General features: G+C 61.9%; 17 protein-coding genes. 11 read left to right on the top strand and 6 right to left on the bottom strand.

Annotation, left to right across the window (positions count from 1 at the left end; genetic code table 11):
• The first annotated feature begins 271 nt into the window (after positions 1–271).
• The gene (locus BLS08_RS20220; RefSeq protein WP_017677582.1) at positions 272–1939 is read left to right on the top strand and encodes a sensor domain-containing diguanylate cyclase; all 1668 of its coding nucleotides are present in this window, start codon (positions 272–274) and stop codon (positions 1937–1939) included.
• A gap of 85 nt (positions 1940–2024) precedes the next feature.
• On the opposite strand, the gene gcvA is transcribed toward BLS08_RS20220, so the two are convergent.
• Positions 2025–2924: a transcriptional regulator GcvA gene (gene gcvA / locus BLS08_RS20215; protein WP_017677581.1), complete on the bottom strand. Its 900-nt coding sequence runs from the start codon at positions 2922–2924 to the stop codon at positions 2025–2027.
• Positions 2925–3120: 196 nt separating this feature from the next.
• Here gcvA and BLS08_RS20210 point away from each other — a divergent pair, with 196 nt between their 5' ends.
• The 8 genes from BLS08_RS20210 to BLS08_RS20175 all read left to right on the top strand — a co-directional run bounded on the left by BLS08_RS20210 (position 3121) and on the right by BLS08_RS20175 (position 10555).
• Complete coding sequence (locus BLS08_RS20210; protein ID WP_017677580.1) at positions 3121–3972, top strand: transketolase; 852 nt, start codon at positions 3121–3123, stop codon at positions 3970–3972.
• Positions 3969–4967: a transketolase family protein gene (locus tag BLS08_RS20205; RefSeq protein WP_017677579.1), complete on the top strand. Its 999-nt coding sequence runs from the start codon at positions 3969–3971 to the stop codon at positions 4965–4967. Before BLS08_RS20210 ends, BLS08_RS20205 begins: the two co-directional genes overlap by 4 nt.
• A gap of 67 nt (positions 4968–5034) precedes the next feature.
• A complete protein-coding gene (locus BLS08_RS20200; RefSeq protein ID WP_017677578.1) occupies positions 5035–5799 on the top strand; it encodes an SDR family NAD(P)-dependent oxidoreductase in 765 nt (254 codons plus the stop codon).
• 107 nt (positions 5800–5906) lie between these two features.
• Positions 5907–6881 (top strand): TRAP transporter substrate-binding protein, encoded by a 975-nt coding sequence (locus BLS08_RS20195; protein WP_017677577.1) that lies wholly within the window; start codon positions 5907–5909, stop codon positions 6879–6881.
• Positions 6881–7444 (top strand): TRAP transporter small permease, encoded by a 564-nt coding sequence (locus tag BLS08_RS20190; protein ID WP_241032999.1) that lies wholly within the window; start codon positions 6881–6883, stop codon positions 7442–7444. Before BLS08_RS20195 ends, BLS08_RS20190 begins: the two co-directional genes overlap by 1 nt.
• On the top strand, positions 7441–8700 hold the full coding sequence (locus BLS08_RS20185; RefSeq protein ID WP_017677575.1) for a TRAP transporter large permease: 1260 nt from the start codon (positions 7441–7443) through the stop codon (positions 8698–8700). The genes BLS08_RS20190 and BLS08_RS20185 overlap by 4 nt, the downstream gene beginning before the upstream one ends.
• Before the next feature lie 49 nt (positions 8701–8749).
• Positions 8750–9637: an NAD(P)-dependent oxidoreductase gene (locus BLS08_RS20180; RefSeq protein WP_017677574.1), complete on the top strand. Its 888-nt coding sequence runs from the start codon at positions 8750–8752 to the stop codon at positions 9635–9637.
• 42 nt (positions 9638–9679) lie between these two features.
• The gene (locus BLS08_RS20175) at positions 9680–10555 is read left to right on the top strand and encodes an AEC family transporter (RefSeq protein ID WP_017677573.1); all 876 of its coding nucleotides are present in this window, start codon (positions 9680–9682) and stop codon (positions 10553–10555) included.
• Positions 10556–10924: 369 nt separating this feature from the next.
• Here BLS08_RS20175 and BLS08_RS26610 read toward each other — a convergent pair whose 3' ends face one another.
• From BLS08_RS26610 to BLS08_RS20160, 3 genes are all read right to left on the bottom strand, one after another.
• Positions 10925–11239, bottom strand: coding sequence for a hypothetical protein (locus BLS08_RS26610; RefSeq protein WP_017677572.1), 315 nt, complete (start codon positions 11237–11239; stop codon positions 10925–10927).
• A gap of 134 nt (positions 11240–11373) precedes the next feature.
• Positions 11374–13581 carry a putative bifunctional diguanylate cyclase/phosphodiesterase gene (locus tag BLS08_RS20165; RefSeq protein ID WP_017677571.1) on the bottom strand — a complete coding sequence of 736 codons (2208 nt, stop codon included), beginning with the start codon at positions 13579–13581 and terminating at the stop codon, positions 11374–11376.
• Between the two features lie 433 nt (positions 13582–14014).
• Positions 14015–15076, bottom strand: coding sequence for an AI-2E family transporter (locus tag BLS08_RS20160; protein ID WP_026088629.1), 1062 nt, complete (start codon positions 15074–15076; stop codon positions 14015–14017).
• A gap of 155 nt (positions 15077–15231) precedes the next feature.
• Between BLS08_RS20160 and BLS08_RS20155 the strand changes: the two genes are divergently transcribed.
• On the top strand, positions 15232–15936 hold the full coding sequence (locus tag BLS08_RS20155; protein ID WP_017677569.1) for a class I SAM-dependent methyltransferase: 705 nt from the start codon (positions 15232–15234) through the stop codon (positions 15934–15936).
• Between the two features lie 6 nt (positions 15937–15942).
• Here BLS08_RS20155 and BLS08_RS20150 read toward each other — a convergent pair whose 3' ends face one another.
• Together BLS08_RS20150 and BLS08_RS20145 are read right to left on the bottom strand one after the other, a co-directional pair.
• Entirely contained in the window at positions 15943–16332 is a 390-nt protein-coding gene (locus BLS08_RS20150) for a GFA family protein (RefSeq protein ID WP_017677568.1), read from the bottom strand.
• A 143-nt stretch (positions 16333–16475) separates the two neighbouring features.
• Positions 16476–16832, bottom strand: coding sequence for a DUF7079 family protein (locus BLS08_RS20145; protein ID WP_017677567.1), 357 nt, complete (start codon positions 16830–16832; stop codon positions 16476–16478).
• A 215-nt stretch (positions 16833–17047) separates the two neighbouring features.
• Between BLS08_RS20145 and BLS08_RS20140 the strand changes: the two genes are divergently transcribed.
• Positions 17048–18751 (top strand): amidase, encoded by a 1704-nt coding sequence (locus BLS08_RS20140; protein WP_017677566.1) that lies wholly within the window; start codon positions 17048–17050, stop codon positions 18749–18751.
• Positions 18752–19284 lie beyond the last annotated feature (533 nt).

Raw genomic sequence — 19284 nt, 5'->3', positions numbered from 1 at the left:
GGGCTGGCGAGTCTCCTGGCGGCAGCGGGTTGTCCGGTCGGACGAATTATCTTCAGTTCAGACGTTATATCATAACAATTCTGGTGCGCTCGACCAGTTCGAAATCAAGCCACAGGGGCCGCAAAGGCTCTGGCTAGAGCCGTCTCAGATTGAGCAGTCGGCGCAACGGCCGATGCACAGTGGCCTGACCTGCACGAACGATTAGACGCCGGCCAGCTAATGGCGTATCAATATCAGGCGTCTTCCGCGTTTCTATCCAAACAGAATCACTATGCAGCCCCTGTGTTCGGTCAATGCGCCCAGCAGTGCCAATGATGAGCGGCTCGATGGCTTAGTGCGCCTGCTTGGCCGGTATTTCGACTCGGCCGCCGTGCTGGTTTCCGGTGCCGGCTTTGCGCGCCATATTTGGGCCAGCCCTGGCCTGAGCGATGTGGCGAAGATCATCGGCATCAGCGAAACCACGCCCACCACGCTCGTCTGGCCACTACAGGCGCAAACAGGCGCCCGGCTCGGCACGCTGTACCTGCATTTCGACCGGCCACATACACTCGACGCCAAACAGCGCGAAGCTCTGCTGGATTTCGCCGCCCTGGCCCTCGATCTACTGGCACGCGAGACCGACGAAGCCCTGCAGCGTCATGAGATCGCCGCCCTGCGCGATAGTGAACGACGCATGGCGCTGGCCATCGCCGGTAGTGGCACCGGTATCTGGGACCGTGACATCAGCAGCGGCGAGATTTACTACTCCAGCAGTTGGAAGGCGCTGCTCGGCTATGCCGACCACGAAATCGGCAATCGCATCGAAGAGAGCTATACCCGCGTACATCCAGCCGATCTCGACTACGTGCGCGCGACCATCCAGGCACACCTGGATCAGCGTACCGATGCCTATGAGGTGGAGCACCGTCTGCGTTGCCGCAACGGCCAGTACAAATGGGTGTGCAGCCGCGGCAAGGTGGTCGAGCGCGACAAGCATGGCAAACCGCTGCGAATGATCGGCACCACCACCGACATCACTGCCATGCGCCGCCTGTCCGAGCAGGTACAGCAGACCGCCACCCTGATGACCGACCTGACCAATGAAATCCCCGGCATGGTCTTCCAGGTCCGCCGGCAGAGCGATGGCAAGTACGCCGTTACCTACGCCAGCGCCGGCGCGCAAGCCATCTGTGGCCTCAGCGCCATGCAACTGATGCAGGACGCTGAGGCGCTGACCGCCATCGTTCACCCGGATGACCGCATGGTCTTCATCGATTCCCTGCAGCTATCGGCCGAGGAGTTGACGGACTGGTATCTGGAGTTTCGCGTGCAGGTGCCGGGGCGTGAAGTCGCCTGGTGCCAGGGTGAAGCCTGCCCGCGCCGCGAAGCAGACGGCAGCGTGATCTGGCATGGCTTCATGACTGATGTGACCGAACGCAAGCAGATCGAGGCCGAGCTGCAGGCCTTCGCCACCACCGACTTCCTCACCCAGCTCGCCAACCGCAGGCACTTCATGTGTCAGCTCGAGGCAGAGCTGGCGCGCCTGCAACGCAGCCCTGAACAGAGTGCGGCGATCCTGATGTTCGACCTGGACTACTTCAAGACCATCAATGACCGCTGGGGCCACGATGTCGGCGACCAGGCGCTGCGCCATTTCGCGGGAATTCTAAGCGGCCAGCTGCGCAAGACCGACACCGCCGGGCGACTGGGTGGCGAAGAGTTCGCTGTGGTGCTCAGCGATGCGAGTCTGGACAAGGCCATGCACTTCGCCACGCGCATCCAGAGCGAACTGGCCAGGGCGCCGATCCTGCATGCCGGGGAGCCGATCTTCCTCGCTGTCAGCGTCGGCATCTCATCGCTCAATGCCAGTGATGCCAGCGTCGAGGCCGCCCTGTCGCGCAGCGATATCGCCCTGTACTGCGCCAAGCGCGGCGGGCGAAATCGCATCGAGCATCATTGACGGCAGGCTGGCTCAAACACCAGCTAAAGAGGCGTGTCACTGCCAATGCCTGCTATGCAAAACCGACGGGCATTTGCGCTGCTTCTCAGGGCCGGCCCTCAAGCTCGCCAAACAGCCAGTCCTGAAAGCTGCGTATCTTCGGTAGCTCCGCACGTGAGCGCAGCAGGTTGAAGGTGTAGCCCTGCACCCTTGGTCCTCCCAGGCCAAGCGGTGCCACCAGTTGCCCACTGGCCAGCTCGCGTTGCGCGAGCAGCAGGCTTTCGAGGCAAATCCCCAAACCATCCACGGCTGCACTGATGGCCATGAACGAGCGATCGAAGCGTGGCCCGCGTGATATATCCAGCGGCACTTTGCGGTGCTGGCGCATCCAGTCGCGCCAACTGACCAGGCACACCTCGCTGTGAATCAAGGTGTGGTGACACAGATCCTCAGGTGCACGGATTGCGTGTTCCCCATGCGCAAGCGATGGCGCACAGAGCGGCACGATGGTTTCTGCGGGGAAGGGCAGCACCATGGTGCCAGCGGGTTGCAGCCGTTTCATGCCATAGCGGATATCGATGTCCACGCCCTGGGTCAGCAGGTCGGCAGGTGCCGGATACGAAGAATTCAGCCGCACGTCGATGTCCGGCTCCAACGCGCTGAAACGGGCCAGGCGCGGCATCAGCCACTGCGTGGCGAAACTGGGTGTGGAGTGCACGGTGAGGATGTCGCTTTTTGCGGTGCGCCCCAGCTCACGGGTGGCGATGTCGATCTTGGCAAAGGCCGCCGAGACCTCTTCCGCATACACACGGCCAGCATCGGTCAGTACCACTGCGCGGTGAACGCGATGGAACAGGCGAACACCAAATTGCTCTTCGAGCAGCTTGATCTGGTGGCTGACGGCCGAGGGGGTAACGAACAGTTCCTCGGCTGCGAGTGCGAAGGACGACAGTCTCGCCGCTGCTTCGAATGCCTGAATGGCCTTGAGGGAAACCCGGTTTTGCATGGCGTTTTCACATGAACTCAGTTCACCTATCTGCCTTAACTATTCGTTTGAGGTCAAAAAATCAAGCGAATACGCTTTGTCTCACTCGCCAAGCGTGCTGATTCAGCGCCCTTGGCAAGCCTGGAGAGGCTCTCTCCAATCGAGACATATGAGGCTCCGGCAGCATCCAGTGTCGGGCCATAGCAAGGAGAACCGCGTGCAGAACAATAATTCTTCCGTCCACGCCAAGGTTGCCGAAGGCGCCTATCGCATCCGCCGCTTCGCGCTGCAGATGGGCGAGGTCCAAGGCCAAGGCTACGTCGGTCAGGCGCTGGGTTACGCCGACGTGCTGGCGACCGCCTATTGCCATGCGCTGAACCTGCGTCCAGATGACCCAAGTTGGGAGGGCCGCGACCGCTTTCTGCTGTCCCACGGCCATTACGCCATCGCGTTCTACGCGGCGTTGATCGTGGCGAAGATCATTCCCGAGGACGAACTGGAAACCTACGGCAGCGATGACAGCCGCCTGCCCATGTCCGGCATGGCGACCTATACCCCGGGCATGGAAATGTCGGGTGGCTCGCTCGGCCAGGGCCTGCCGATTGCAGTGGGCATGGCGCTCGGTCTGCGTCTGAAGGGCAACCCGGCTTTCGTCTATAACTCGATGTCCGATGGCGAACTGGACGAAGGCTCGACCTGGGAAGCAGCCATGAGCGCGGCTCACCATGGCCTGGGCAATCTGATTTGCCTGGTGGACATCAATAACCAGCAAGCCGATGGCCCTTCGACCAAGGTGCTGGGCTTCGAGCCGCTCGCCGACAAGTGGGCCGCGTTCGGCTGGCATGTTCAGCGTGTCGACGGCAACGATCTCGCCGCGGTCATCGAGGCTTTCGACACCGCGCGCAATCTCACCGACGCCAAGCCGCGCGTGATCCTCTGCGACACCCTGATGGGCAAGGGCGTGCCATTCCTCGAAACCCGCGAGAAGAACCACTTCATTCGCGTCGACCAGGCCGAGTGGCAGCAGGCCCTCGATATTCTCGACCAAGCCCAGGGAGCTGCCCGATGAGCACCACCGCCAAGAAACCACGCCTGACCACCTCAGCGATGATCGCCTCGATTGCATCCGAAGGGCAGCGCGTACAGTCGGCCCCATTCGGCAAGGCCCTGGTCGAACTGGCCGCCAACCGCACGGAGATCGTCGGTCTTACCGCCGACCTGGCTAAGTACACCGACCTGCATCTGTTCGGGCAGGCCTACCCGGATCGCTTCTTCCAGATGGGCATGGCCGAGCAACTGCTGATGGCTGCTGCCGGCGGCATGGCCAAGGAAGGCTTCGTTCCTTTCGCCACCACCTACGCGGTGTTCGCTACGCGGCGTGCCTTCGACTTCGTGCACCAGGTAATCGCCGAGGAAAACCTCAACGTCAAGCTGTGCTGCGCGCTGCCTGGTCTCACCACCGGCTACGGCCCCAGCCACCAGGCCACCGAGGACATCGCGCTGATGCGTGGCATCCCCGGCATGACCATAGTCGACCCCTGTGATGCGCTCGATACGGAGCAGGCCGTGCCGCAGATCGCCGCGCACAACGGCCCGGTATACATGCGCCTGCTGCGCGGCAACGTGCCGCTGGTGCTCGACGAGTACGGCTACAGCTTCGAACTGGGCAAGGCCAAGATGCTGCGCGATGGCCGCGACGTGCTGGTGATCTCGTCCGGCATTCTGACCATGCGCGCACTGGAAGTGGCCAAGGCGCTCGAGGCGGACAAGGTCGATGTCGGCGTGTTGCACGTACCGACCATCAAGCCGCTCGATGTGGCGACCATCCTGCGCGAGGCAGGCCGCTCTGGTCGCCTGGTCGTGGTGGCGGAAAACCACAGCACGGTTGGTGGGCTTGGCGAAGCCGTTGCGACGGCGCTGCTAACTGCCGGTGTGATGCCGCAGTTCCGCCAGATTGCGCTGCCCGATGCCTTCCTCGATGCCGGCGCGTTACCGACTCTGCATGACCGCTACGGGATTTCCATCGAAGCGATGTCGGCCACTATCAAAGGTTGGCTCGGCTGAACGCAGCCCCCACGCCAAACCACATTTCCAAGCGCCGGGTGCCGGCGCTAATGCGAGGATCTTCTACATGAACAACGCTCTTCTTCTCGACGGCAAGGTTGCCATGATTTCGGGCGCGGCCTCGGCGCGGGGCATCGGCCTGGCTACCGCTCGCCTGTTCGCCAGCCATGGCGCCACGGTGGCCATTCTCGATCTCGACGAGGGTGCTGCCATTGAAGCGGCAACTGCCATCGGCCCGCAGCATCGCGGCTATGCCTGCAACGTGGCGGACAAGGACGCCTGCCTGCAGGCCACCGAGCGTGCCATCGCCGACTTCGGCCGCATCGACGTGCTTATCAACAACGCCGGCATTACCCAGCCGGTGAAGACCCTGGAAATCGATCCGGCAAGCTGGGATCGCATTCTCGACGTCAACCTGCGTGGCGTGTTGTACCTGTCCCAGGCCGTCATTCCGCACATGCAGGCGCAGGGCAGCGGCTCCATCGCCTGCATGTCGTCGGTGTCGGCCCAGCGTGGTGGCGGCATCCTCGGCGGCCCGCACTACTCGGCGGCGAAGGCCGGTGTGCTGGGGCTGGCCAAGGCCATGGCGCGTGAATTTGGGCCGAGCAACATCCGCGTCAATTGCGTCACCCCAGGCCTGATCCAGACCGACATTAGTTCCGGCAAACTCAGCGACCAGCAGAAGACCGAGATTGCCGCCAGTATCCCGCTCAATCGCCTGGGCAACGCCGAGGAAGTGGCCGGTGCCTACCTGTTCCTGGCCTCGAACCTGTCGGCCTACATCACCGGTGCGGTGATCGACGTCAACGGAGGCATGCTCATCCACGGTTGAGCAGCACCGGGTTGGCCACGTGCGGGCGCTGCCATAAGGTCCGCACGGACGACCTGCAATAAGCAAGACATGCAGACAATATCAATAAGAAACGCAAGGTAAAGCTCATGAAAAAGACACTGATTGCTGTGGCCGCAACCTTTGCATTGGCTACTGCCTCCACCAGTTGGGCACAGCAGGTGCTGCGCCTCTCCCATAACGCCGCGCCGGGCAATCCGAAGGCGGTGGCATCTCTGAAGTTCGCCGAGTTGGTCGAGCAGAAGACCGAAGGTCGGGTCAAGGTCGAGGTGGGCGGCAGCGCGCAGTTCGGCGATGACGTCGAATCGCTGACCAACATGCGCCTGGGCACCCTTGCTTTCAGCACCAACTCCCAGGGCAGCACTGCTGGCGTGGTGCCGGAGTTCAACCTGGTCGGTCTGCCGTTCCTGTTCCGTGATCTCGAACATGCCTACAAGGTGGTCGATGGCCCGGTCGGCGCCAAGCTCGACGAGGCAGCCAACAAGAAGGGGCTGGTGGTGCTGGCGCTGTGGGACAACGGCATTCGTCACACCAGCAACAACAAGCGTCCGATCGTGAAGCCCGAAGACCTGCAGGGTATCAAGGTGCGTACGCCGCCCGATGCCATGACCCTGGACATCTTCAAGGCGCTTGGCGCCAACCCCGGTCCGCTGGCTTTCTCCGAGCTGTACATCGCCCTGCAGCAGGGCGTGTTCGACGGTCAGGAAAACCCGCTGATGAACGTCTATTCCTCGAAACTCTACGAGGTACAGAAGTACATTTCGCTGACCGGGCACAAGTACGAGACCACGCCGCTGCTGGCCAGCAAGATGATCTGGGCCGGTCTGTCCAAGGCTGATCAGGCGGCGATCAAGGACGCCGCGATCGAAGCCGGCAAGCTCAACCGCGAGATGTCCCTGGCTGCCGATATCGAGTTGCGCACCAAGCTCACCGAAGCTGGAGTCGCGATCAACGAAATCGACCAGGCCACATTCGCTGCCAAGACCAAGTCGGTCTACGACAAGTGGTCGAAGCAATATCCCGAGCTGGTGGAACTGATCGTTTCGGAAGCAGGTAAGCAATGATGGCCGTCCAAACCTCCAGCAACGACTCGTTGCAGTCCGGCGCTCTGGCGCAGATGGCGAGGTGGGTGGACAACGCGATAGTGGCGCTCAGCGTGGTCGCCGTGATCACTGCGCTGGTGGTCATGTTCGTGGCCCTGATGGCCGAGGTAGTGGTTCGCTACTTGACCAATCAGGGCATGGGCTGGCCCACCGAGATGCCCAATATCCTGTTCCCCTGGCTGGTGATGGGCGGCATCGTGCTAGCTGCCCAACGCGGTCAGCACATCGCTGTCACTGCCATCCAGGGCTGGATTGGTCGAGGTGGCAATCGGGTGCTGCTGATCGGCCATCAGGCGTTGATCTGCGCCACTTTTTTCTACCTGGCCTGGGTGGGGCTCGATGTGATCGAGATCACCGGTGGCGAGATCTATCCGGTCACCGGAATCTCGGCCAAGTGGGCGTATCTGGCCATGATCGCTGGCTTCGTCGGCCTTGCCTTCACCGCACTCACCACGCTGGTTCACCTGCTGTATGCCGGCGATCCCCTGGCTGTTCGCGCACATCAAATCGAGGACGACGTATGACGCTCATGATGCTTCTGGTCTTCGCCGTGCTGCTGGCGCTGGCGTTGCCGGTCGGCTACGCGCTGCTGATCAGCTCGGGTATTGCGGCTGTCACCGTCGGCGGCATTCCCAGCGTGGCGGCGATCGTGAAGATCTTTCAGCCCACGCAGAGTTTCCCGCTGCTGGCGATTCCGTTCTTCATGCTCTCGGGCAGCTTGATGATGGGCGGCACGCTGGGCAAGCGGCTGATCGACTTCGCCACCATGCTGGTCGGTCGCTTCCATGGCGGGCTCGGCCAGGTCACGGTGGTCGGCTCGACCGTATTCGGCGGGGTGTCCGGCTCGGCCGTGGCGGAGGCCTCGGCGCTTGGCTCGATGCTGATTCCCTGGCAGAAGCGCGAGGGCTATCCGGGCGCCTTTGCCGCCGCCGCAACCGCGTCGTCAGCAACCATCGCCGGGCTGATTCCGCCGTCGATTCCGCTGATTCTCTACGCTGCCGTGTCCAACCAGTCGATTGCCGCGCTGTTTCTCGCCGGCCTGGTGCCGGGGCTGTTGCTGTGCGTCGGCTTCATGCTGACCTGCTACCTGTCAGGCCGTCTGCGTGGCTTCAAGCGGTTAGCCAGTGAGGTCACCTTGAAAGGTGTGCTGCGTGTGACCATTGCGGCAACGCCGGCACTGGCCATGCCAGCCTTCATCGTGATCCTGCTGCGCGCTGGCATCGCCACACCGACCGAGGTCAGCGTACTGGCGGTATTCTACGGTTTGATGGTGAGCATGCTGGTCTATCGCGACCTGACCCTGCGCCGCCTCTACGACGCGCTGGTGCACACCGCGATCACCACCGGTGTGGTGATGCTGGTGATCGCCGCCTCGAACCTGGTGGGCTATGTGCTGACCGTCGAGTCGGTGCCGACCGCCGTGGCCGAATGGACCGCACAAACCCTGAGTTCGCCGTGGATGGTCATCCTCATGCTCAACCTGATCATGGTTGTGGTCGGCATGTTCCTCGACCTGCCGGCGGCGATCCTGCTGCTGGGGCCGACCTTCGTCGCCATCGGCAACGCCATTGGTCTCGACCTGACCCAGCTCGGCATCATGATGGTGGTCAACCTGAGTATCGGCCTGTTTACACCGCCGGTGGGCACGACGCTGTTCATCGCCTCGGCGATTTCGCGCGAGAAGGTCGGGGCAGTGGTGCGCGAGCTTTGGCCGTTCTACCTAGTGGCGATCATCGTACTCGGCCTGGTCTCCTTCATTCCGGCTTTCACCCTGTACTGATCAGCGCAGCCCCGGCGCATGCTAGGGCTGCGCCATGCAAGGAATTCCCATGACTACGATTGCATTTGCCGGGCTTGGCTCGATGGGCCTGCCCATGGCCAAGAACCTGCTCGCCGCGGGCCACGTTGTGCGTGGTATCGATCTCAATTCTGCGGCGCTCGCCACACTCGCTGAGGCGGGCGGGGAGGCGGCAGCCGACGCTGCCTCTGCCGCCAGCGGTGCCGATGTGCTGATCCTGATGGTGGTCAATGCCGCCCAGGCCGAGCAGGTGCTGTTCGACAATGGCGCACTGGAGACATTGGCCGATCATGGCATCGTCTGTCTGATGGCGACCTGTCCACCCGCTGCCGTCGAGCGCATTGCCGCGCGGGTGAGCGCAGCAGGGCGCCGCTTCGTCGATGCGCCGGTGTCGGGCGGCACTGCGGGCGCCATCGCCGGTTCGCTGACCATCATGGCGGCCTGTGAGCGCACCACCTTCGAAGCGGTACAGCCGGTGTTCGAGGGCATTGGCCTGCGCATCTTCCATGTCGGCGAGCGAGCCGGGCAGGGCGCAACGGTCAAGGCCGTCAACCAGTTGCTGTGTGGTGTGCACATTGCCGTGGTCGCCGAAGCCTTTGCGCTCGCCGCCAAGGTCGGTGTCGATCTGCCGGTACTGCTGGAAATCATGGGTGGTTCGGCGGCATCGAGTTGGATGCTCAAGGATCGCGGCCCGCGCATGCTGCAGGCCGAACCCGAGGTCAGCAGCGCGGTGGACATCTTCGTCAAGGATCTGGGCATCGTCCTCGAAGCCGGGCGCGACGCGCAGGCTGCGTTGCCGATTGCCGCGGTGGCGCACCAACTGTTCCTCGCTACCTCCGGGCGCGGCGAGGGGCGGGCTGACGACAGCCAGGTGATCCGCAGCTACTACGCCCTCAACGGTACACCGACGCAAGGCTGAGTCGCCTAGCACCCTCTACTCGCCAGCGGCTAAGGTTGCCCCATGCTCGTGCAGATCGTGAGCATCGTTTTCCCCGTGTTCACGGTCATCGCGGTTGGCTACCTGTATGGTCGCAAGCATCGCCCGGACATGATCGCCACCAACCAGGTCAACATGGGCATCTTCGTGCCCGCGCTGATCTTTTCGGCGCTGGCGGGCAAGAGCGTCGATCTGGCCGAAGTGCAGATGATCGCTCTCGGTGGCCTGGTCATCGTGCTTGGCTCCGGCCTGCTCGGCTGGCCCATTGCCCGCCGGCTGGGCTATGCACCGAAAACCCTACTGCCACCGATGATGTTCAAGAACGCCGGCAACATGGGATTGCCGCTGTTGCTGTTCGCCTTCGGCGAGCAGGTGCTGCCGGCGGCGGTGGTGCTGTTTCTGGTAGAGAACGTCCTGCATTTCGCCATTGCCACCTGGTGGCTTGGGCGCAACGCCAGGGTGTGGGGGCTGCTCCGTGAGCCGGTGATCATCGCCGGAGTTGCCGGCGTGCTGGTGAGTATGTCGGGCATCGCGATGTGGCCGCCTTTTCTCTCCGCGATCAAGATCATTGCCGACGTATCCACGGGCCTGATGCTGTTTTCCCTTGGCGTGCGCCTGAACACTGCGCCCTTCGCGCAGTGGCGCATCGGCACGGTCGGTGCTGTGGCGACACCGCTGACCGGCATGCTGATCGCCTACCTGTTTTGCCTGGCGTTTGGCCTGTCGGATCGCGAGACGGACATCCTGCTGATCTTCGGCGCGCTGCCGCCGGCGGTGCTCAACTTCATGTTCGCCGAGCGCTATGCCCAGGAGCCGGAGAAGGTCGCGTCGATCGTGATCCTGGGCAATCTGGTCGCGCTGCTGTCCATCTCGTTGGCGCTGGCCTTGCGGCTGGCGTAGAGGCCTCGCACGAATGTCGTCGGTGCCGTCTCCGGGGTACCAGGGCCAGCCAATGGGAATTTGTTTATCCACTCTAATGACTGTGTCCCGGACCGGACTGCCACCTCTACGGGTTTTATGGATTCGCGGCGGTTGGTAATGGATAGATCACTTCATGCGTGTTCAAATCGCGAATCTCCGATTTGATGGTAATGGTCGAGACCTCACGTCCCGGCGGCCCGCTGATATCTTCGCCAGTAGAAAAGTCCACCACGTAGCGCTGTCCCGAGCGGAACTCGACATTCTTCGCACTAAAGCCACACTTTGCTCCGCCCGTACCCAGTGCATTTATGGATACCCAGTACCAGCTCAGGGAGTGTTTGCCTGGCGTCAGCCGTAGAGCCTGCTTGCCGGAAACATCGAGGATTGAGCGGCACCCGGCAGTTGCTGGCCATCTACAAGCGTGGCCAGCAGCAGACGGTGAAAAGGCACGCCCAGCGCGCGGTATCGCGTGGTTGCGAAGTACACAACGGGTGCGTCGGGGGTGTTGTTGGGCAGGTCATAAGGCGTCATCGTCTCCGGCGCCCAGTTCCCCTGGTAATCCTTGTCCTGATAGTTGGAGCAGGCCGTCATCAGACCGCGATCAGCAGGACGCCAGGCGGTTTGAAATGGGATAGAAATGAGGAACTGTGTATTGTTGTTCATGCTTCCTTGCTGAATTGGGCCGCGGCGGATTACGGGTCTAAAGCGGGTCCGTAAATTATCGGTATGACCACTCCGGCAGACTCGCTGACAGTTCGCGGCTGCAGCACAGCGAGGGGCCTGCCTTCAAAGAGGGCCTATCCTTTTACCCCCCTCAAGAAAACCTCGAGTGCTTCGTACTTCATCGGTTTGGCAAAGTAATACCCCTGCAACACATCGCACCTGCTGCCCTTTAAAAAAGCCGCCTGAGATTCGGTTTCAACACCTTCAGCGACCACTGTCAGGCTCAGGTGGTGGGCCATAGCGATAATGCCCTGAATGATTGCGGCATCGTGGCAATCCGTGCCGAGCTCCTGGATAAACGAGCGGTCGATCTTGATCTTGTCTATCGGCAAGCGTTTGAGATAGCTGAGACTGGAAAATCCAGTGCCGAAATCATCGAGAGCAATGCGCACTCCCAAAGCCTTGAGCCGGTGCAATGTGTCGATCGCTTGTTCAGCGTTATGCAGCAAAAGCGATTCGGTGATCTCCAGTTCCAACTGCTCACCACAGAGTCCGTGCTTCTCCAGGATGGTTTGGACAAATTGAACGAAATGACCACGCTGGAAATGGATTGGCGAAATGTTCACAGCCATCGAGATGCCAGTGATGCCTTGTTCGCCTAACTGGCGCAGTTGAGCGCAAGCCGTATCGAGTACCCAAAGGCTCAGCGGGATGATCTGGCCACTGTCCTCTGCCACTGGCACAAATACCGCTGGTGAGATAAATCCTCTTTGCGGATGCTCCCAGCGCAACAGCGCTTCGATCCCGGACACTCGCCCCGTACGCGTTTCTATCTGCGGCTGATAATGCAACTTGAGCGATTCAGTATCGATAGCCTTCTGTAGGTCGTTGCGTAGTCTCGCGTGTTCACAAACGCGCTCATTAAGATCGCTGGTGTACCACTGGAAATTATTGCGCCCTTGCTGCTTAGCTTTGTACATGGCCATGTCGGCCTGCTGAATGAGCTGCATCGGCGGCTCGGTATAACCATCGCTCAGGGTGATGCCAACACTTGCGCTCACGTGCAGGTCAATGCCCCGGATGCAGTAGGGCCTGGCTATGCCCGCCATCAGTCGTTCGGCCACCGATACAACGTCGTCATCACGCAGCAGGTTCGGCAGCAGAACGATAAATTCGTCGCCGCCCATGCGCACGATGGTATCGCCGGGACGAACGTGCTGGGCCATACGCTGCGCCACCTCAATCAGCACTTGATCGCCGAAATAGTGTCCAAGCGAATCGTTGATGGATTTGAATCCATCCAGATCGATGCACATTACCGCCAGGCGACGCTTGCGCCGGCGACTGGTGTGACAATACTCAATAAGCCGATCTTCAAGAGTTACACGGTTAAGCAAACCCGTCAGGCGATCATGGCAGGCGTTGAAGCTCAACTCGCGCTCGTAGTGCTTTTGCTCGCTGATATCCCTGACCACTGCGAATACCCCGACGATCTCGCCATTGACCCTGATCGGCAGGTTGGAAATGTCCATGGTCAACAACATGTCGCTCGCGTCGCGAAACCGTGCTTCGAAACGTTGGTGCTCTCCGGTGCAGGCTGCAGAGAAATGTCGACCTACCCGTTGCTGCTCCTCCTCGATCACCAGATTGACAAAGTGATGACCGATCAAGTCGCTAATGGTGTATGGCTTGAGCTTCAAACTTGCGGGATTCGCATTCTGGATTCTGCCGGCCAGATCGAGGGCGAATACCGGATTGGGGTTGTAGGTGAACAGTGAACGAAAACGTTGTTCGCTTTCCTCCAGGCTTCGGCCGTCACACTCACGGCGGATCGCAATGGCAGCCAGTTGGGCCGCGCAACCCAGTCGTTGAATCTGCGCCTCGTCCGGCTTATGGGTGCGGTTCTGGTAAAAGGCAAACGTACCTAACACGCGTCCTTGATGGGAGAGTAAGGGCATCGACCAGCAGGAGTGCAGGTTATGCCCCAGGGCCAGACTACGGAAACGCTCCCAGCTTGGGTCACGCGCGATGTCTTCGGTGACCACCAGCTCACGCCGGAACGCAGCGGTACCGCAGGTTCCCTCCTGTGGGCCAATGGCCATCCCATGAATCGCCTGGCTGTATTCAATCGGCAAACCGGGCGCCGCACCGTTAAGCAAACGTTTGCCTTCGGCATCAGCAAGCAGAATTGAACTGAAAATTTCGGGGGACTGTGCGTCCAACATCTGACAAATGGCGCAGAGTATTTCGTCCAGATGACGGTCGGTTGCGATCATGTCGAGGATGTCACGCTGCGACTCGGAAAGTGCCTTGCTGTTAACGCTCGTGAAACAAGTATTCATGCGGGATCTTGAAGACTCTCGATGTCATCCGATCTTTAGAGAGCCTGAAATAGTGAGCGATCGAGCACTTTCGACTAGCGCATCGGGAGCCTCTTTATAAGGGCACTGATCCAATCCAAAAAAGGCTCAGATCAGCTGCGGAAAACCATATCAGATGCGTCCTCTTTGGCTTCGCTGCTCTCGGTCTCGGTGCGCGTCAAAAATCGCTTGCGAGGGCAGTAGTTGAGTCGCCAAGCCACCCAACATTACTCGCTGGCGAGACGCTCACAAATCATCGGCGCTGCGGCATATAGGCAGGAGTAGTGGGAAAGCCCCCTCCATCCGCTCGACGCGCGCGTTGTTTGGGAGGCGCTCAGCCAGATACACCGACATACCGAAAGGCGACCAATTGTCCGCCGTGCCATGCCACAGGCAGACATTTTCCTCGCTTGGCTCAATCCGGCAACCTGACCTTCTTCTTCGCCCCGAACAGATTCCAGCTGGCCACGAACAGCGCCGCCACCAGTGGGCCGATCACGAAGCCGTTGAGGCCCAGCAGGGCCAGGCCGCCGAGGGTGGAGATGAGGATCAGGTAGTCGGGCATGCGGGTGTCCTTGCCGACCAGAATCGGGCGCAGGATATTGTCCACCAGGCCGATCACCAGTACGCCGAAGGCGGTGAGGATGATGCCTTGCACCAGGCTGCCGCTGAGCATCAGGTAGATGGCCACAGGCGCCCAGATGATGCCGGCGCCGGCAGCCGGTAGCAGTGACAGAAATGCCATCAGCACGCCCCACAGCAACGGGCTGTAGATGCCCAGCGCCCAGAAGATGAAGCCACCGAGTGCGCCCTGTACGGCGGCGACCACCACGTTGCCTTTTACCGTGGCGCGCACTACGCGGGTGAACTTGATCTGTAAACGCCGTTTGGTGGTGTCGGCCAGCGGGATGGCGGTGCGGATTCTATGCACCAGATCCCTGCCGTCGCGCAGCAGGAAGAACAGCAGGTACAGCATCACGAAAAAGCCGATGAAGAACTCGAAGGTGCCCTGGCCGATGGCGAATACCTTGGTGGCCAGGTATTGGCTGCCGGCCATGGCGCCGTTGGAGATCTGTTCGCGTAGGCCTTCGAGGTTGTTCATGCCGACACGGTCGAGCTGTTGCTGTATCGACGGCGGTAGCATCTGGATGAAGCGGGTGACGTAGGCGCCGGTATCCAGCTCGCCCGACTCGAGCTTCTGGTACAGGGCGGTACCTTCGGCCACCACGGCTGAGGTGATGAAGATCACCGGCAGAATCGCCACCAACAGGCAGATGATCAGCGTCAGCAGGGCAGTCAGGTTGCCTCTGCCGCCAGTGCGCCGCAGCAGGCGCTCCTGCAGCGGTGCGAACACCACGGCCAGGACCATGGCCCAGAACACCGCGCCGTAGAACGGCAGCAGTATCCAGAAGAAGGCGATGGTCACCAGAACGAGCAGGAGGATGAAGGCTTTCTGTTCGAAGGTTGGGCTCTGCATATCGGGATCGCTGGGAAGGGACATGTCAGTTAGTCTCCCGATGCTCTGGCAAAGTGCCGACAAAGTTGGACTGGGCTTGTAGCCGCGCGGCGGGGGGATTGACAGCTCTGGGATACTGGAAGGCGTGAGGACGATCATTCGACGGAGGCATGGCCATGCGTGACGAGGAAATCAAGGCGCTGTTCGACCAACAGGCGGCGGGCTACGACAAGCAATGGGCGGGGATGGCGCCGATTCGTGAGGCGCTGTATTTGCTGCTCGATGCGCTGTTCATCGACCTGCCGGCCGACGCGCGGATACTGTGCGTGGGCACCGGCACGGGGGCGGAAATCGCGCACCTGGCCGAGCGCTTTCCGGGCTGGCGATTCACCGCGCTCGACCCGTCCGGGGCGATGCTCGAGCTGTGCCGTCAGCGCGCGGAGCACGGCGGCTTTGCCCAGCGCTGCGACTTTCACGAGGGCTATCTGGATACGCTGGCGCCTGGGGCGGTCTATGACGGCGCTACCTGTTTTCTGGTGTCGCAGTTCCTACTCGAACCCGCGGTGCGTACCGCGTTCTTCGGCCAGATTGCGCAGCGCCTGAAACCCGGAGGGCTACTGGCCAGTGTCGACCTGGCGGCGGATATCCGGTCACCGGCCTACGAGGTATTGCTGCCTGGCTGGATGACGCTTATGGCTGAGGCCGGGGTCGATGCGCAGATGCTGGAGCGTGCGCGCGCAGCCTACGCCCGTGATGTGGCGGTGCTACCGGCGCAGCAGGTGGCTGGCATCATCCAGGCCGCCGGGTTCGACGCGCCGGTGCAGTTCTTCCAGGCCGGGCTGATGCATGGCTGGGTAAGCCGGCGCAAAGTCGATGCTTGAGTGGCTCTACTCGTGGCGTGAGCTGCTGTCGCGGTCGCGTGGGTAGTGGCGGTCGAAGGGCAAGGGTGGTAGCCAGGCTTCTCGGCGGATGGTCCAGAGTTCGTAGGTGGGGGTGAACTGGTTCGGTTCGTCCAGCGAGCCGACATTGACCTCGACCTCATCCCCCGAGCGTGCGAACACCGGCGAGCCGCAGCGCGGGCAGAAGTGGCGGCCGGCGTACTGGCCGGTTTCGCCCTCTACCTTTACCGCGTCCTGCGGGAATATCGCCGAGGTGTGAAAGAGGGCGCCGTGGTGCTTGCGGCAGTCCATGCAGTGGCAGACGCCGACCCGATAAGGCTGGCCGCTGGTTTCGAAACGCACCTGGCCGCAGAGGCAGCCGCCGGTGAAGTGGGGCATGGCGATGTTCTCCTGTTTCGTGTGCAGGGACTAAGAACATAGCAGGGGATGGTGTGATGCTCGCCAGTTAAGAGCAGGGCGATGACTCTGTAGGAGCCCGCTTGCGGGCGATCCTGATAAAAGCATCGCCCGCAAGCGGGCTCCTACGGTTCGAGATCCAGTTCCTGCTCGATCTTCGCCCATTCCGCTTTCAGTGCACGGCGCAGGTAGGCGATGAAGAGTCGGTCGCGCAGGCGGCGCAGGATGGAGCTCCGTCGCGCGGCCTGGGTTTGCTCGATGGTTTCGCTGAGCCAGGCGCTGTCGAAGCCTGTCCAGACCGGTGGGATGGGCGCGAGCATGTTGGAGTAGCACGCAGGAGCGACGTCCTCATAGAAGGCAGCTTTTACTGTGGCACGGCCGAAACCTGCCACCTGACGGGCGATGTATCCGTAGTCGACTTCGGTGTCGACGAATACGTCCGACAGCGCCGACCACAGATGGATGCGTTCTTCGCGGGTCATAAGCCAGGTCTGCTCAATGCTGCGTAATCAGTGGCGAGAATGTAATGGCTGGCGCGCATCCTGGCCATTGGCGCGGGCTGCTGCGAAGGCCTGGTGGGATGTATCATCGGGCACATATCTGCATGACTGAATCTGCCCGTGAGCGTCGGTCGTGCAAGCGCTGTTTTCGTATCCGTGGCCGTAGACGCGGCCCGCCATTCGCGAGTGATGACACGATGATCGAGGTTACCGAAGTTTCCATTGCCGAGCTGCGCGCGGCGCTGGAGTCCGGCCGCACCACGGCGGTCGAGCTGGTCAAGGCCTATCTGGCGCGTATCGACGCCTACGACGGCCCGGATACGCCGACCCGGCTGAACGCGGTGGTGGTGCGCAACCCTGATGCGCTGAAGGAGGCCGAGGCGTCCGATACACGCCGCGCCCGTGGCGAGACGCTGAGCCCGCTCGATGGCATTCCCTACACCGCCAAGGACAGCTACCTGGTCAAGGGCCTGACGGCGGCCTCCGGCAGTCCGGCGTTCAAGGACCTGGTGGCGCAGCGTGATGCCTTCACCGTCGAGCGTCTGCGCGCCGCTGGCGCCATCTGTCTGGGCAAGACCAACATGCCGCCGATGGCCAATGGCGGCATGCAGCGCGGTGTCTATGGCCGCGCCGAAAGCCCGTATAACGCCGATTACCTGACGGCGCCGTTCGCCTCGGGCTCGTCCAACGGTGCCGGTACGGCGACTGCCGCCAGCTTCTCCGCCTTCGGCCTGGCCGAGGAAACCTGGTCCAGCGGGCGTGGCCCGGCCTCGAACAACGGGCTGTGCGCCTACACGCCGTCGCGCGGGGTGATCTCGGTGCGCGGTAACTGGCCGCTGACACCGACCATGGACGTGGTGGTGCCCTATGCCCGGACCATGGCTGACCTGCTGGAAGTGCTCGATGTGGTGGTAGCCGACGATGCCGACAGCCGCGGCGACCTGTGGCGTTTGCAGCCCTGGGTGCCGATCCCGAAAGCCTCCGAGGTACGCCCCGCGTCCTACCTGGCGCTGGCGGCCAAGGCCGATGCGCTGAAGGGTAAGCGCCTTGGCGTACCGAAGATGTTCATCAACAAGGACGAGCTGGCAGGCACCAGCGAGAACCCGGGTATCGGCGGCCCGACGGGCCAGCGCATTCACACCCGGCCGACGGTAATCGCTCTGTGGGAAGCAGCGCGCCAGGCACTGGAGGCGGCCGGCGCTGAGGTGGTGGAAGTGGACTTCCCCTTGGTGTCCAACTGCGAGGGTGATCGCCCTGGTGCGCCAACCGTGTTCAATCGCGGCATCGTCACGCCGGAGTTCCTGCATGACGAGCTGTGGGAGTTGAGTGGTTGGGCCTTCGACGATTTCCTGCAGGCCAATGGTGATCCGAAACTCAACCGCCTGGCCGATGTGGATGGCCCGCAGATCTTCCCCCACGACCCCGGCACGCTGCCGAACCGTGAGGGCGATCTGGCGGCGGGCATGGACGAGTACGTCAACATGGCCAAGCGTGGGATCAAACCCTGGGACCAGATCGCCACGCTGCCTGACGGCCTGCGCGGCCTGGAGCACACCCGCAAGATCGATCTGGAAGACTGGATGGATCAACTGGGCCTGGATGCGGTGCTGTTCCCCACTGTGGCCGATGTCGGCCCGGCCGATGCCGATGTGAACCCGGCATCTGCCGATATCGCCTGGAGCAACGGTGTGTGGGTGGCCAATGGCAACCTGGCGATTCGTCATCTGGGTGTGCCGACTGTCACCGTACCGATGGGCGTGATGGCCGATATCGGCATGCCGGTGGGCCTGACTTTCGCCGGCCGTGCTTATGATGATTCGTCATTGCTGCAGCTGGCGGCGGCCTATGAGTCGACCGGCAGCAAACGCCTGATCCCGCCGCGTACGCCGGCGCTGGGGTGAGTGGAAGTCAGCTGATCGTGCTGTGTCGTGTGTAGGCGCGAGCGAACTGCTTTTCGCGAGCAGAGCTCGCTCCTACAAAGGCACATCGATTCAGCCCTATCCCCTGGCCCCTCTCCCGTAAACGGGAGAGGGGAGGCAAGCTGCGCTGGCTTAGCGGGAGGGGCTTTAGCCGAGACGGCTGTAGAGCTTGTCGCCGCTAAAGCGCCTCCCACGGTTTGTGGTGCTCCACAATTCAGCGCGTAGGGCGGGTTGCAACCCGCCATTGCCATTCTGGCGGGTTTCACCCGCCCTACGATGTATCGATCACCTGTGAATTGAAGAGGGGAGGCAAGCCGCGCTGGCTCAGTGGGAGGGGCTTTGGCCGCGACTGCTGTAGAGCTTGTCGCCGCTAAAGCGCCTCCCACGGTTTGTGGCGCTCCACAATTCAGCGCGTAGGGCGGGTTGCAACCCGCCATTGCCATTGCGGCGGGTTTCACCCGCCCTACGATGTATGGTTCACCTGTGATTGAAGAGGGGAGGCAAGTCGCGCTGGC

Origin of the sequence: Ectopseudomonas chengduensis, from assembly GCF_900102635.1 — a bacterium.
Lineage (GTDB): Bacteria > Pseudomonadota > Gammaproteobacteria > Pseudomonadales > Pseudomonadaceae > Aquipseudomonas > Aquipseudomonas chengduensis.
Note: the sequence above shows the minus strand (reverse complement) of the source record. Positions and strands in the feature narration are given on the sequence as shown.